Annotated in this window: 7 protein-coding genes; 1 reads left to right on the plus strand and 6 read right to left on the minus strand. The window is 28.2% G+C overall.

Going from position 1 to position 17644, the window contains the following annotated elements:
* Window positions 1-22: 22 nt before the first annotated feature.
* Window positions 23-2176: a HinT-interacting membrane complex protein P80 gene (locus tag ACWXVK_RS02075; protein WP_456017092.1), complete on the minus strand. Its 2154-nt coding sequence runs from the start codon at window positions 2174-2176 to the stop codon at window positions 23-25.
* A gap of 209 nt (window positions 2177-2385) precedes the next feature.
* Here ACWXVK_RS02075 and ACWXVK_RS02080 point away from each other — a divergent pair, with 209 nt between their 5' ends.
* Window positions 2386-3147, plus strand: coding sequence for a hypothetical protein (locus ACWXVK_RS02080; RefSeq protein ID WP_456017093.1), 762 nt, complete (start codon window positions 2386-2388; stop codon window positions 3145-3147).
* Between the two features lie 375 nt (window positions 3148-3522).
* On the opposite strand, the gene ACWXVK_RS02085 is transcribed toward ACWXVK_RS02080, so the two are convergent.
* The 5 genes from ACWXVK_RS02085 to mgtA all read right to left on the minus strand — a co-directional run bounded on the left by ACWXVK_RS02085 (window position 3523) and on the right by mgtA (window position 17507).
* Window positions 3523-4437 (minus strand): ABC transporter ATP-binding protein, encoded by a 915-nt coding sequence (locus ACWXVK_RS02085; RefSeq protein WP_444704803.1) that lies wholly within the window; start codon window positions 4435-4437, stop codon window positions 3523-3525.
* The gene (locus tag ACWXVK_RS02090) at window positions 4437-12803 is read right to left on the minus strand and encodes an ABC transporter permease (protein ID WP_456017094.1); all 8367 of its coding nucleotides are present in this window, start codon (window positions 12801-12803) and stop codon (window positions 4437-4439) included. The genes ACWXVK_RS02085 and ACWXVK_RS02090 overlap by 1 nt, the downstream gene beginning before the upstream one ends.
* 124 nt (window positions 12804-12927) lie before the next feature.
* Window positions 12928-13632: a 16S rRNA (guanine(527)-N(7))-methyltransferase RsmG gene (rsmG, locus tag ACWXVK_RS02095; protein WP_456017096.1), complete on the minus strand. Its 705-nt coding sequence runs from the start codon at window positions 13630-13632 to the stop codon at window positions 12928-12930.
* Complete coding sequence (locus ACWXVK_RS02100) at window positions 13619-14590, minus strand: ribose-phosphate diphosphokinase (protein WP_438340349.1); 972 nt, start codon at window positions 14588-14590, stop codon at window positions 13619-13621. The genes rsmG and ACWXVK_RS02100 overlap by 14 nt, the downstream gene beginning before the upstream one ends.
* A gap of 124 nt (window positions 14591-14714) precedes the next feature.
* Complete coding sequence (gene mgtA / locus ACWXVK_RS02105) at window positions 14715-17507, minus strand: magnesium-translocating P-type ATPase (protein ID WP_438340350.1); 2793 nt, start codon at window positions 17505-17507, stop codon at window positions 14715-14717.
* Window positions 17508-17644: the final 137 nt, after the last annotated feature.

The following is a 17644-nucleotide window of genomic DNA, read 5'->3' on the forward strand; positions in this document are numbered from 1 at the left end:
TCCTTTCCTTATAAAAATTTTTCTATTCTAAAACATATTTAACTATGATGTCAAATAAATAAGAAATAATATCTTTATTATCATGTGGTTTAATTATAAATTTATTTGTATTTGTATCATATTCGAAGTCAGCTACAAGATTATCATTAATTTGTTTCTTAATAAAATCTTTTATTTGACCATATTTTTTATTTACAATAGTTGCCTTATTTGTTTGTTCTAGTGTTGAAATATAGTTTAAAGCTCCTTTAATATCTGCATCATCAAAGTTTTTTTCTTTATCCGAATCAATAGGAGTAAATTTTTGTTGTTTTAAATATTCTTTGAATGTATCTTGTGAAAGAAGATCGTTAATTTGATATGTAGTATCCAATATATCGGCAAAAATAGTATTTAAATTGAATAATTCACTAGTAAATGTATTTTTGTAATTTGCTTTTGATTTAATTGCTAAATCTTTAACAATTAATTTTTGAACAGCTTCCACTGTATCAAACTTGTGTAAATTTTGAATTAATATCCCTTTTGGAGATACTGAAACAAAATTTTCCCCGACCTTGTAAATAGCGTTAATTTTATTGTCCTTATTACCATTCACAAATACATCTTTAAATGCATTACCAAATAATTTGTTAAATTCTTTATCTTCAAGGTTATTAATTATTTTCTCAACTTCGTTATTATATTTAGCATATTCCTCAACGTAATCAGCATTTTTTTCTTTTAAAGTAGGATCTGCATTCAATGCACTCTCAAGTTTTTTCTTAAAATCTGTTTCAAGATTATTATAACCACTAAGCGATTTTAAAACCTCAATTAGTTTTTTCTTTAAATCCTTAAACAAATTATTCTTTTCAGTATATTTATAAATACCTTTATCAGTTTGTGCGTCACCTAGTAAAATTGATAGTAGTCCAAAGTATGAAGATGGTTCACTTGAAGAAATTGCTTGTTTTAAATTAACAAAACCCTTTGATCCAAATTTTGAAGCATTTGCCTTATCGGCTGATAAATATTCAATTAATGTCTGGTCATTTTTTGCATGTCTTTCATCATCTGAAGTAATGTTATCGTTTTTTATTAATGTGCTAAATCCTCTAAAATCATTTAATGCATCAATTGCAAGTTTTAATTTATTGTGAGTATCATTTTCCGGATATGCTGAAAACTTAAGAAGATTAATTATTTCAGCCTTTGTTACAATCCATGGTTTTTCAGCACCAGTTGTATCTTGATGAGCAGATAATGAAAATTCTGATAAAATGGCTTGTTTTCTGTCGATTCATGGCTTGATAAATCTTTCAGGATTTCTAAATTCCTTAACAAATGATGTTGTAACAAACATCGGAATTTTAATTGAAGCTTGTGAATTTGTTTGTGACTCAATTGAATCCTCTGCTGGTAATACATAATTTTTGTTTTCATGAGCAAAAGGCAAAAATATTTTTTGGCCTTTTTTAGCTATTTCAACTTTTTTGCCATTGTATTCATAAAAAACATCTTTATTGGCTAGGATACCATTTTTTAATTCATTATATGTTCAATCAGTATTAACTTCGGTTTTATATCTACGATAAGCATTTTTGTTGATTTCTAAATTAACTCGGTATTCCAAAGCTTGTTTCTCATTTTTTGATGATCCTCATGATGGCTTCGAAATCTCTTCTAAGAATTTTTCTTCTCATTTTTGTTCAAGGCCATATTGCTTTTGATACTGTCTTTTTAAATCATCAATTTCTTTTTGCACTTTTTCTTTAATTTTATCAATCGAATCTAGGGCAAAAGATTTTTCATCTGTTTTTGCTTTGTCGGCATTATAAACTGCTTGATATCATAAAGAAGCCTCATACTCTTTCTCATAAAGATATTTGGCAATGTTTTTTTCAATAGAATCAAAAATATTTTTGTTTTTATTTGTTAGAGTAGGATTTTTGTCTAGCTCGCCATATGTTAAAGTTTTAATAGAACCATCTGGTTGAATGATTTTAATAATTGAGCTTTTTTCATCCAATATCGGAGTTGGAGCAGGTAGGGCCTTCGAAGCTTGAACAAGTGGAATAGAAATACCAGCTGCTAAAACAGCTGAAATGGCGGTTGCTCAAAAAGTTCCTCAAATGACCTTTTTTCTCTTAGCTTTTTGTTCAGTGGTTATTTGTTTTTTAAATTTTTCTGACATATTTGCCTTTCATTCTGAATATAGTAATGTACAAATAAAAATATTCATATTTAATTAATTAAATAAGATAACAAAATTTTACCACTTTTTACATATATTTTGCTAACAACAAAACCAAGTTAACACAGGCAGCTTAAGCAATATTTAGTAGAGAATTAGCAAATTAAATAAATTAAGGTAAAAATAAATTTAAATTATAATTTTAAAATATGACTAAAATTTTTAACCATAAACTTGACATCTTGAAAGAATTTATTAATATTTGTAGTAAGCATGAGCTCTGATATAGTCTTGATTTTAATAGTCTTTTAGCAGTGGTTAATAACCTGGAATATTGAAATGAAACTGATCATTATGAAGTAATGATGACTTTTGAATCATATGAAAAACTAAGACAATTATATCCACACAAGGTAATTGATTCGGTCAAACACTCTGACTATTATTCGTTACAAAATAAATTTGTTGAAGATAGTGAAAATATATACAATGATTGCCCTTTTGTTGATATTAATTTAATCATTCCCACAACGATTAAAAAAATAAAAAAGATGTATAAATTTTCTAATAAAAGTAAAAGCTTTATACAATATTATGCTACTATGAATTATTCAAATATTCCTAAAATTAAAAACAAAATTATTATTTCTAAATTCCTAAAGGCTTTAAAAAAATCGATAAACTATAAGGATTTAGTAAATGATCTAAACGATGATATGTATGAAGGTTTTGTTATAACATCACCAATAATTAATCATTTTTTTCTAACAAAATGATTAACAAATACTAACTATAACATTCGCATTTTTGAAAAAGATGGGCTAAAACTTCATGTTATAAATGAATATCAAAATTATTTAAGAAACATCTTTGGAAGCGATTGAAAAAACATTAAAGAAATTGCAGTTCCATATCACTTTGGCTCATGTATCGACATTATAAAAAGTGTTTCTAACAACGATGATAAATAATTAAGATTTTCTTAAATTAAAATAAAAAACCAGTTTATTACTGGCTTTTTTTCTTCAACTAATTACGCTCTTTTTTCAGCTATTCTTCTTTTTTTGGTTTGAGTAGCAACTTTTATTCTAGCAATACCAAATACAATTGCTGAAACAATTATTAATATTAGTGTAATACATATGAATACAAGTAATACTATTTTCGTCAATGTGAATGCAGAGATAAATAAAGCGATCCATATTGGTAAGCAAGATGATAACATGCAATATGAGGATACTATGTAAGATTTTTTAATTTTCTTTGATAGCAAAAATGCTGATAGAGTAATAATAGCAGTTGATAGTATTAACCCAAATATAATAAATAATATAGTTATAATCATTTTAATTTTCTTTTTCCTTTTTTATTAATCATTTTCGTTCTTGATGTTTTATATCCTTAATATGTCCTAATTCAAGATAAATAACTTTATCCGCAATTTGTGCAACATCAGCATCATGTGAAACAATAATTATCGTAGTTCCATAATCGCGGTTGATTTCTTGAAGAATTTTTAAAACAATTCATCCCGTTTTTTCATCAAGAGCACCGGTTGGCTCATCAGCAACAAGAATATCAGAATTTTTAGCTATTGCTCTTAGGATAGAAACACGTTGTTGTTGACCACCCGACATTTGTGAAGGGTATTTAAACATACATTCTTCAAGGTCGAAATCCTTAAATAATTTCTTAATATCCAAATGTTTTGACTTGTCCTTCTGTAAATAAGCGCCGGTCTCAACATTATCATAGCTATTTAAATTTTGCAATAAATTATAGTTTTGAAAAATAAATGAAATATTATCGCGTCTAAATAGCGTTTGTCTGGATTCATTTAGATAAGGCAAATTTATATTATTAACAATAACCTTACCACTAGTTGGTCTATCTAGTGCACTTATTATATTTAAAAGCGTCGATTTTCCTGACCCTGATTTACCATACAATATTGCAATTTCGCCCTTTTTTATGGTTAAAGAAACACCTTTTAGAACATCGGTTGCAACGTTTCCTGATAAATAAGTTTTCTTAACATCAAAGACTTCGACAATATTGCCATCGCTATTCTTTTCCTTTTCTAATCCATCTTTTTTTCGAGGTTTATTATTTGCTAATTTATATTTTTTTAGCGTTGCACTATCTAATGGATGCCCTGATATTCCGTCAGCATTCGAAGCTATTGATGTCTCTTTTTTATTATTCATGGAAACATTTAAATCTTCATTTTTAGATTCAACTTTTTTATTTCTTCTTCACATTATTTTCCTTTCAAGGTGTCAATGGCCTTAATTTTATTTAAACTCTTTCAAGTAGCCATCGAGGTCAGAATAAACACTGTTAAGCAAATTGCTGCTGAGATAATAATTGTTGAATAGTGTAAAACAAGTGGCAAGACAATTTGAGATGTAGCCATCATAAATGCATTAAATACCGAAATCAATAGTAATGTTGCAGGTATCATTAATAAACAAGCAAATATTATAGTCGGAACAAAGTTAGCAAAGAATAGTGAAATCTTTTCGCGATTAGTATAACCTAAAACTGAAAACGTAGCTATTGCTCTTTGATTTGAGGCAATCATAATATTAGTAATAACAATTAATATTATAATGGAAATCAATAGCGACATAACAATAAAGGCTATTAGAATAACATTTACAGTTTCAGAAATATCAGCTATAAAACCTGCTTCAATATCTTTACTATTAACGTTAAATGAAGCACCATACATAATATTTTTACCATAAATAGTATCGGGTTGTATTCCATAAAATTTCGTAAGAATACTGCGTGCTAAACCTTTAAATTCTTCATTTGAATTAGCTTGTTTTACAATCTTTTCATATTGAGATTCATTTATATTAAGAAGTCTAAATAATACGTCTTTATATCTTAATTTAGCTCCAGGGTGTGCTTCATTATAGGAATCAATATTGTGTTCATAAACAGATATATAATTGAGATCTTTATTAGATATAAATATGCGTTTAAAGAATTCTCAAACAGTTTGATCGCTTGCACCTTCAACTTCAAATGAAGAGGTCGCACCTCAAAAACCGGTTGATGAATAAGTAGTTAAGGTATCGATCGTTTGGACTGGTGTTGTATCACTAGATAAAATACCATTAAATGCTTCATATTTTCGTCTAAAGTCTCTAGTAATTTTTTGTTTATTTTGTGGGTTTAAGAATATAGCATTTTCTAGTTCTTGTTTACGTGCGTTTTGCAAACGAGTAGTCAATGTGTCATAACCCAAAATTTTGTCTAAGATGTCCTTTCTTGTAATAAATTCACTATTAATGTATGTTTCGGATATATCAATAACTTCAAAGGTATATTTAGTTCTTGGTGGCTTTTGATTTAACGCACGATAACTAAAGCGATCAACATGGTTTAATAAATCAAATTCAATTTTCGAACCAATAGAAAGATTGTATCTTTTTTGGGCAACAGTATTGACAATCAAGGGGATTGTAGTATTTTCATTATATTGATAATTAGCTAATTTTTGTTGTAAATCTTCATTATTAGAATTGTGCATTGAAATGAATCTACTATCACCATAATATCCATAAATCTTTATTTCTTTATTATTATATAGTGTTTTAGCATAAGTATATTTTTCATTAGTTACATCATTTCAATAAATACCACCAAATGATACAAAGAAATCAAGACCCTCAATACGACGGTAGGCATTAACCAAGAAATTACGATATTCCTGTCTATATCTCGATGTTGAAACAGATTTTGGTTTAAAGTATGTTTCATTAATGGGATCTCATTCAATAAATTTAAACTGTTCGCTAATTCTTCCGTTGGATTGATTGTTTTGATATAAAGACGACGAAGTGAAATAAAAGAAGCTCGTACGATTTTTTATATCTTCTGGCTTATTGTTGGCGAGATCTTTTTGAAATTTTTCCAAATCAGTAACGGCAATAATATTTGATATGTCACTATCTTCAACATTTAAATAATCCTTACCAGTTTTTAACTTAGAAATATCAATTAAATATTGGGTAGCTTGCATTTCTTTTGATACACGCTTAAATATTTGCGCGACTCTAGCTCTTTGCGTTTCAGGCAAACTAGCATAAGTAATATCTCAAGGGCTTAATTCAACAGATAAATCAATCAAGATATCAAGTGATGATTTAGTCAACACTGTTGGTGCATACGGAATATGTGGGACATCAGTATTAAATGAACTGCCTGGTCTTAAGAAATTCGGGTTGGCATAATCAAGTTGACTACCATTTGATGAAGATGATCCAGCTAAATCATTAGGAACATATAATAATGAATTTATATCAGATTTATTATAAGTAACATAAGGCCCACCTTCAGTTGTCGGGCTTTCAAGATCAAGCTTAAATTTATAGAGTCTATCTTTATACGTTTTTGTTATAGCCTTATTAAAAATGTTGTTTGACGATAAAAAGAACATAGAAATCAACGATGTGGTTGAAAATGCTAAGAATAGCGAGAACATTTTTCAGAAATTATTTAGTGCCATAGAGGCGATAAATCTTGCTTTAACTGGCAGTTTTCTAAACATTGCTGAAATTCTTTGAGCAAAATTCCCAACCTTAACCTCAACAAGACCACTCATTAACTCAATAGGTTTTTTTCTAACAGAAATTGCTGTTATTATAAAAATTAAGAAACTAACGAATAACAACGGTGCAATTATCGTGCCAAGGATGGCGGAGGTGTGAATAGGAATTATATTATTTTCAAGTGTCCAGTATGAAGATAAAACATTCATTGCTGTTCCCTGCAAGGCAAAACCAACAATATAGCCAAGTAAACCACCAACAAAAGCAGGGATTCAACCAAAAGCACAAAATGCAAATGCTATTTTTGAGGTTTTATAACCCTGAGCACGCAATATTCCAACAACTTTATTTCTCGCTTCAATATATCTCTTCATAATAAAGTATATGATGAATGCAACTAAGATAGTTAAAACGGAAATTAAATAGAATGTGGCATTTTTGATTGAATTAACAATAGTTCTAATGGTTACAATTCTTATCTTTCTTTCAGGATTTATATTGTCTAATTCATCTTTTAAATAAACCTTTTTGTTAAATGAATTAGGATTAATAAGATTAATATCATTATTAAATTGCTCCTGCAATTCCTTCGGCGATTTATTATGTAAATATTTTCCATTCTCATCAACAGGTGCTTTAACTAATGCATAAGTCTTAACAGCAAAAGTTGGATATGCTGAATTTATACGGTCAAAACCCTTTGAATTAACATAAATAATTGCTTGGGTATTAGTATCTACTTGAATATTTTCTTCATTAATAACAGGATATAAATAATCAACAGTTGAATCAATGCCAATGATTAAATACTCCTGCGTATTAACTTTAACCTTGTACTTTTCATCTAATGAAGAAATAAATAATTGCATAGCATAAGGGTTCGATAGATATTTGCTTATATCACCTTTATAGACTTCCTTACCGTTTTTAGATGCATAACCATAATTAACTTTAGCAACATATGAGCCTGAATCTGAATAAGAAATTAAATTTGATATTTTAATAGGTTCTATGATTTTATATACTGATTTTTCTAAAGATGAGGTAATATTAATACCAAATAAATCAAGTCCCTTACCATTACTATTTCTTAATTTTTGATTAAAAATATAATTAAATCTAGATAGGTCTAAATCAATAGAAGTATCGTTTTTCGATTCAACATAATAAGCAGAATTTTCAAAATTTTGTGTAATTGCTTCGATTTGATAAAATATATCCTTAACATTCGAAGACTTAAGATTATTTAAAACTTTTTTAACAATATAAGCAATATTACCTTCGTTTGGATTTGGACTTAAAATATAATATAAAGGAATTTGAGGAAAGCTTAGTAGTGTCAAAGGATTTAATAGATTATTAGGAATATTTAATAATGATAAATGATTATTAAGTCTTGAATTTTCAATAACCTTTTTGAATGCCAAATCTAGTTCATAATCATCTTTAATTAACGGTTTTATAGGAGTTTTGTCATTAGTTTCAAGGAATGAATCAAGAAACATTTTTAACGAATTATTGTAATAAGTTGGAATTTGCGAGGCTGTTGCAATGTAACCAAAGTTATAAGTAAGTTCATTTGAATTCTTAATTAAAAGGTCAATTATTTTATCAATAGTTTTGGTGTCAATTCTAGCATTAATTAAATTAGATTTAAATAAATTGATACCCTGCGATTTTTTCAATAAAGAAATAAGTTCACGATTTGCTAAATTAGTATGTGCATGAGCATAAGGAATTTTTAAAAGTGTTGCTTGATACTTATTATCGCTTCCTAATATTCCTAAACTAGGAATTGGATTAATAACTTTATCGAAGTTTTGCATTGCCTTAACAAATTCAGGATTTAGCGCTAGTTTATAGATTTCATTTAGAACAAGTTTAATTTGTGCATAAGAAAGTTTTTTAGCATATTGCTTTTCAATAATCTTTTGTCCAGTATTTTGATCAATAGATATTTTATCCTCAATACGCTCAATTCTATTCAAAAAATAAGCCATCTTAATTCATATGCTATATAAAACAAACATATTTTTAATAATTGATTCCTCACCATTTGCAAGAAATGATGAACCTAGATATTTAGCAAGAAAATTATGCAAGGTTTTTAGGATTTCTATTTGTGATTTTTTATCTTTAGCATTTGAATCAATAATTGCTGATAAATAGGCTAAATCAGCATATGATTCGGGCTTTTGATTTTTGCCTTCTAATATAAAGTCGAACTTATTATCCCTTGGTTTAAGAGATTTAAGTTTTAAAAGAGATACAAAATTAAAATATTTTTCAAGTTTAGCAAGTAATTTTGATAGATTATTTAGCTCAATATCATTAACAAGTGCTTGTTGTTTAACAAAATCAAACTCAGATTTAGTCAATTTTAATAAAGTTTTAGAATTTATTGCTTGTTTTACCTTTGCAATAATCTTTTTGATATCAACTAAATCAAATTCATTAATAGGAACATTATATGATGAAGGAATAGAAAAACTGCTAGACAAATTATTTGGCAATGCTAATTTAGGCAAAATAGCCAAATCTAGTAATGAAATTTTTCCTTCTTCTTTGGTTGGAATAGAAATATTTAATTCTTTAACCAAACTTTCTGTTTTGTTTGAAAAGTTAAAAATTTTAATAATCGCATTTTGAATTTGAATAATTTTGCTTGCTGAAATTTCATTTTCGCCAACAAGGTTTAGAGAGGACATAAATGCTGCCAAATAATCAGATTGATTTAAATATTCAGTATTGTAATCGTTATAAATTTTATTATTAGCTGTAATTGGATATTTATTAATCTTAATTAATTTATTAAGTGAATTAGTGAATTGTTCAATATTTATATTTGAAAAAATACTAAATAGTCCTTCGTTAATATTCTTATATGAGCCATCTTTATTAGCGTCTAAGGCTTTGAAGAATTTTTTAGCCTCATCCTTCGTATTTTTATCTAAGTCTTGATTTATATTTTTGTATGCTTGAACTCATTTTTGGTAGTAGCTGCTTTTTTGCTCTGGATCAAGTATTTTGCTAAAATCTACTAAATTAAAAAGGTTCTTAATGGATTTTTTGAATTTTTCTTCATTCAACGAACCTAATAAAGAAATAATCATCCGTTCATGAGACATTGTTCAATATGTATCATTTACCGCAGTAAACGGTTTATATGGATGGCGATCGTATCAATCGTTTATTATTGCTGAAAATTTAACAAAATCAATTGATGAAAATATTTCGGTTAAAATATCGAAAATTTTTTCTTTATCTCTTATATAAACAAATAGATCTTTTAATGAAATCTTGAGTTGTGGAATAATGTATAAATTAGAAAAATTTAAAATTCCGCTTAGATTATTTATTTGTGAAACAAGATAGTTTTCCCTTTCTTCATTAGTTTTAGCCGATAGTAAATATTGTTTTTTAAAATATAAAAATATCTTTGCAAAGAAATTATGAATGAAAGCATTTGCATTTATATTTATGTATTCAAGATTTTGGTTATTATCTTGCGGCAGAGGTTTAACTAAAAATTTAATAATATCTAAAATTGTTTTTTCTAAAATAAAACGGTTAGTTTTTCCGATGGCAAGCAATGTATGTAACCCATTGCTTTCAACAGAATCGGTGACAGCTTTGAAAATACGATATACATCACGGCGATCAAATAATTTTCCAAAATCTGTATCTAAAAGAACTGAACGTAATCTATCAACTAAGGTTTTAATTGTATTTTTTTGTGTAATTTCAAGAGTTAAATCTGGTGAAATTGATCCGAATGATATTGGTAAACTTATTGCGTTTCTAAATTGAGGATTAACAACGGCTCAACCGTTTGCACCTATTTCACCACGAACAGTATAATCTTGTTGAACAAGGTAATTATAAACTTCATCCAAGCTTAAATATTCCTTGCCATTAACTAAAACCTTATTTCACACGATATCGTCTGTAAAACCATCAATATTGCTTTGAACTAAAAATATATATTTATTTGGTCTAGGCATTGCAATTGCCCCAACGACAGTAGATCCTCCGGGGCGCTTTATTTCTGGCGTAGCAGTAGTTAAAACCAATATTTTTCCATCAACTAGGGTTGGAATTTTTGTGTTTTCAAGAAAATCATAGTACTTTTCAAATCTTATATCCGCATTAAAATATTCATTATTTGGCGTAAAATTACGAAAAATAGTTTCAACTAACGACCTAGTATAAACAGCAGGAATTTTAGTTATAAGATTGCTATTTTTATCTGGCTTTAATAAGAATTTATCAACATTTTCATTTGAAATACTTGAATGCAAAATAGATGGATTAAGACTTTCGTTATATAACTTACCAACATTATTTTCAAATCCTAGTATTTTTTTATCCTTATCACCAATATTAACAAAATGAAATACATTCTTTTTTGCATTGCCTTCATTAACTGTTTCAACAGTGATGGTTTTTCTAATACCTAAATTATCTTTACCAACAGTTTTTTTAATATCTTCCAGTATTGAAGAACGAGCAAAACTTAAAGCATTATTACGAATAAAATTTTGAGCTACATTAAGCTTGCTAACATTTGATACATCTTGAAATTCTTCATCACTTAATGGCTGCGATCCTAATTTATTAAATTCTACTTGCTTAATATTTCATAAATTAAAGGCATCAAGGTTTTGCTTATTTTTAGGAATTCGTGTATTTTCTTTCCCTCCACTTCACGGCTGTTTAAAGGTAACATCAATATCATTTTTATCAATTGGAACCGTTTGCACAAAGGTTTGTTTATATTTATTTCCAATACTATAGGTAGTGGTTATGGTCTTATCTCAATAAGAGAAATATAAATGTTGCTCATATTCTTTAGGTTGATTTTTGCTAAATTGCTCAATAAATTTAAAGTACGATCCTTTTCAATTGGACTTATCTTCTTGATTGCTTTCATTTCAATTTAAAATGTAACGATATCAATTATATGAAACCATTCGCTCAGCTCTTCTTATTCATCCTTCCGGAATTTTATAAGTACTATTAGAAGCTAGTTCGATATATAGAGGAGAATTAGAAACTATTTTATTTACATTTGCAAATGTCCCGAGTTTAAAATCATCAACAAGGATATCATCATTAATAATATTTCATTGTGTTGTTTTTTGATTGCCAGCGATTTTAATTTTTGCATTTTTAGCTTTTTCTTCATTAAAATATCACTTTTGATCATTTGATTTTTTTTCAAATCCCATTAATTCAAGGACTTTATTAGATTCAATAACATATAAAACACCTTCTGCTTTTCATTCATCATAATCTTGGGTCAAAAATGATGCTTGTTTAGTTACGGTATTGATATAAAGAGGCGAGGATTCTACAACGCTATCCTTAATTGTTTGTTGATTAAAAGGTCCTTTAGGACCATATGATATAGTTAAAATATCACCTAATTTTACTTTTGTTTTAAATCTTATTAAGTCATCAGTATTAACTCTGTTTACTTTAGTTACCAAAGAATATTTATTTCCCTCTTTTTGATAAACTTTAAATTTTCTATTTTCACCTGAAAAAGTAAATTCTCTAATCTTTTTGGGATTAGGGTTTTCTTTATTAATCTCGAATCTAACACTTGAAACTTGACCTGAAAGTTGTTCATAATATAATTTTAAAAAGTCTTCAGTCTTCAAATAATATTTAGGATTGGTGTTTCAATTTTCGATAGTATCTTTTATGTTAATAAAATTGTGCTCGCTTCCCGGCAAATTAATCGTATAAGAAACATCCGAACCATTTTTAGATGATTCGAATTTTATTGGCGAAGTAATAACGCTATGATTATCCTTATCAATTTGATTATATCCATGGCTAGGGATGACTCCTGAAGGATTAATATCTAAATCAACAGTTAAATCATGCAATTTAGAAACCTTATCATATGCATTTATTGTTCGTGAATATGAAGTCTTAACATCATTTAACAAAGTAAATAAAAATGTTGTTAAGAAAATTAAGATTGTTAAACAAATTAATGTAACTTTGTTTTTAGCAAGTGACCTAAAAACTTCTTTAAATAATCTCTTCATCTCTCACCCCTTCCCAAACTTTGTAATGTTAATTATATAGTTTATTAAATTATTATTTAATAAATTTTTTTAAATATGCAACAAAAAATTCTGCTCATGTACATAATGAACAGAAAATTTAAATTTATTTTTTGGAATTTTCTTTAATAATTATCGACCATTTTCTTGGGATAAAATTAGGGGTAGGAATTTTTTTTTCATAATAAACCAAGACATTATCGATAGTAAAAAATTTATTTAAACATAAAGTATTAAATTTAATTTTTAATATATTCTTAATATTTCTAGAATTATCAATTTCCTTTTGAAAATTAGTTGATTTTAAAAAACAAAAAATTGAGCCTATTTTTCCAACATGATGAGATATTTCAACAAGATTCTTTAATTCTGAAACTGCTCTTGCACTTATAAAATCAAATCTTTCCTTTTCTAATGATTCTTCTGATCTTATTTTAAGAATCCTTACATTTTTTAAATTACATTTTTTGACTACAAGCCATAAAAAATTTACCCTTTTTTGCATCGGCTCATAAATTGTAAGATTAAAATTTTGACTATATATTAAATAAGGGATAATAGGAAAACCTGCTCCTGAACCAATGTCAAGAACCTCCTTATTACATAGATTTGCAATATTTTTATTTATATTTTTAAAAATAAGAATTGATTCTATAATGGCCTCTTTAATTAATTTTTCACCGTAGAAACCAGTTAAATTATACTTCTTATTTTCTTCTTCAATTAACTGATAATATAAATAAAGTTTAGCAATTATGTCTTCATCTTCAATGCAAAGATATTGAGTTATAATTCTTCTAAATTCTTCCATTACTATATTCTTTATAAATTTCACTTATTGATGTGCTATTAGTATTAGCCTCAATAACTAAACCAAGAAATTCGGCCATTGATAATTCTTTTAGCTTCTTAAAATGTGATAAATGCGAGTGATCTACTGAATTAGTTATTATAACTTCATCAATGATAGGATTGCTTTCGAACATTTCAAAACCTCTTGAAAATAACCCGTGTGTTGCAGCGATAATAACTTTGTTAGCACCTTGCGCCTTTAGTGTTTCTGCTGCATGTATAATAGTTCCACCAGTATCAATAATATCATCGTAGATGATTACATTCTTACCATTAACATTACCTAAAACGCCCATAATTTCAGATACATTTGGGCCAGTTCTTCTTTTATCAATAATTGCAATTGGTTCATCGGAATTTAGGCATTCTGATAATTGACGTGCTCTAACTGCGCCGCCATGATCAGGAGAGACAATAACAAATTTATCTTTTCTTTTTCTTAATTCCTTAGCAAAAATAAATTGACCTCTTAGATCATCAACAGGAATATTAAAAAAGCCTTGAATTGATGCATTGTGCAAATCAACAACAATAATTTTATCAGCACCAGCAGTTTCTAATAAATCAGCAACAAGTTTGGCTGAAATTGGATGTCTGCCGCTTGTTTTTCTATCTTGTCTTGCATAACCATAATAAGTAGTAACACAAATAATTCTTTTTGCGCTAGCACGCTTCAGTGCATCAATAAATATCAAAAGACTCATCAAATTATCATTGACTGGTTTTCCTGTATTGTTGATAACAAAAACAGTTTTATTTCGAACAGTTTCGTCGGGATAAACTAAATTCTCGCCGTCAGCAAAAACAACTTTATTAACCTTTTTAACATCAGTGTCTAAATATTTAGCAATTTCATTAGCTAGTTTTTCAGAATTATCCATCCCAAAAATAATTACATTTTCATCTAATTTTTTCATTTTTTTTAGCTTAAATTTTCCTTCCCTAATTTTTAATATTAATTTTAATATATTAATGTGTTAATATTTAACTTTTTCTTAGATTATTACAAAATTAAAAAAATAAGCCAAGTTGACTTATTAATTATAAGAAATGCTTATAGATCTTACGATAAATAATTTTGGTTATTATCACAAGAAATGTATAGGTAGAAAGCAACAGTGCAAGCCAAGCATAAAATATCGAGGGTAGCGGTGCTAGTTGCAAGGAAGTATTTAGCTTTGGAATATAAGGAAGAGCAGTTACCAATGCAACTCCGGTCAAGGTTGAAATAATCACCGGAGTAGAAGCGTTAGATTTAATTAGTGGCACTTTATCAGTTCTTAATAGATGAATAACAAAAGTTTGTGTTCACATTGAGATAACTAATCACCCAGCTCAAAACATCAATCTAAATTCTTTTTGTTGTTCAAGAGATAAATTACTATAATCACTAATTTTGGTAAATGTTGTTTGTTTAATTGCTTGTGGAATGATAACAAAAAATAATAAACAAAACGACATAACATCAACAATTGAACTAGCAGGGCCAAATCATAGCATAAATCGCCAAATAGACTTATGTCCCCATTGCCGCGGAGATTGAATAAATTCTTTATCTACATTATCTCACGGAATTGTTCCACAACAAAAATCATAAATTAAATTTAAAAAAATAATTTGCACAGGTGCTAAAGGAATAAATGGAAGCATAATTGAGGCTATAACTACGCTAAAAATGTTTCCAAAGTTTGATGACACAGTCATTTTTATATATTTATTAATATTGGCATGAGTTTTTCTTCCCTCAACTATCCCTGTAGCCAAAACATTTAAATCTTTTTCAAGAAGAATGATATTAGCTGACTCTTTTGCAATATCAACTGCTGTATCTACAGATATTGATACGTCAGCAACCTTCATTGCTGGTGCATCATTAATACCATCACCCATGTAGCCGACAACATGACCATTATTACGCAAAATGGTAATTATTCTAGCTTTTTGATCGGGGCTAAGTTTAGCAAAAATTTGTGTCTTTTCAACTTCGATTGCTAGCTCGACATCACTAAGTTTAGTAATGTCTTTTCCTAGCAATATTTTTTCATAAGGAATGCCGACTTTTGAACAAACTGCCTTTGTAACCAGTGGATTATCACCAGTTAGTATTTTTACTTCTACGCCCAAATTATGTAACTTCTTAATAGCATCTTCAGCAGAATCTTTCGGTGGGTCTAAAAATGTTAGATAGCCTATTAAAGTCATATCTTTTTCATCGTTTACACTCAGCTTTCCGACAGCATCAATATTAGACTTTTTGGAAGCGACAGCAACAACTCTCATTCCTTCTTCACTAAATTCCTCAACCTTATTCAAAACTTTACGGATTACCTTTTTATCAAGAGGAATTACTTTTCCATCTAAATAAATTGTGCTACATACATTAATAATTTCTTCAACAGCTCCTTTAGTAATCAACGTAACCTTATTATTTTTAAGAGACTTTACAAGCACTGACATACGCTTTCTATTGAAATCGAAAGGAACCTCATCAATTTTCAAATAATGCAATTCAAGATTATCTAATGATTTTTGTTCATCAGCTAAATCAAGGGTACGATTAATAATCGATTTATCTAGTAGGTTTTTTAATCCTGTTTGATAATAAGAATTTAAAAAAGCATACTTTAAAACATGATAATCCTCTTTCCCATTAACATCAAGGTGCCTTTCAAGAATAATTTCATCTTGAGTTATTGTTCCAGTCTTATCAGTACATAAAATATCCATAGCACCAAAATTTTGGATGGAGTTAATATTTTTAACGATAGTTTTTGCCTTCCCCATTGCGATTGAACCTTTTGATAAACAAGCAGTTACAATCATTGGCAACATTTCAGGGATTAATCCGATAGCAATAGATATACCAAATAATAAAGCATTAAATCATGCATTGTTTCCTTCAATCTTTTGATGGGTTAATCCAACAATTAAAAAAATGATAGGAATAACAAAAGCAATGATGCAGGTTAACATTACAGAAATTTTTTTAATACCTTTTTCAAAGTTAGTAGGAACTTGTTTTTCATTTAATTTTGAAGCCACCTTACCAATGACAGTATCATTTCCGACTACTAGCACCAATGCCTTTGCTGAACCAGAAATAATGTTTGAACCCATAAAAGCAAGATTGGGTCTATCTGTCAGATTATCATAATTAGTTTGCGCATCAATAATACTATATTTTTCAATTGCATCGCTTTCGCCAGATAACGAGGATTGCGAAACAAATAAGTCTTTTGCCGCAATAATTCTAACATCACCAGGAATAATATCGCCAGCTGCTAAATGAACAATATCACCAACAACTATTTCGTCCATCGGTATTTCCTTTAGAACCCCATCACGCTCAACCAAACAAGTTGTCTCAATAATTTCAATAAGTTTATTGGCACTAGAAGCAGATTTTTGTTCTTGAATAAAGTGAATAATACTGCTGGCAAAAACTATTACCAGAATAATAATGACAGTTATATAATTAACTTCATTATACTTACCACTGCTTATTGGCAATATAATATCGACTACAGCAGTAATAATTGTAAGTATAAAAAGAATAATATTAAACAAATTAAAGAAAGAGCGGATTAATCTTTTTCCAGCAGTGTCAGCCCCTTTTTTGGAAATTTTATTTACACCATATTCATCGCGGTTTTGCTCAACTTGTTTTTCAATCTTGATGCCATTTTTAGAAGATTTATATTTTTCAAATAAAAGTTCTACATCACTAATAGATGCTTCAACTAGTCGCTTATTTATCGGATTATTTTTTGCCAAATCTTGCTTAGATAATTTAATATTTTGACTCTCAATATTATTAACCTTTGCTTTCTTCATTATTCACCTCCTTTATATTTAAAATATGTTTAAGGAAGCAGTAATTCTACATAATTAACAAAATGTGCTTAGTGAAAACACAATATTTGCACTACTTCGATCACTACTTTGTACTTCCATTAAGTCACCTTTCCATT

Source organism: Mycoplasma sp. 3398 (assembly GCF_053851555.1).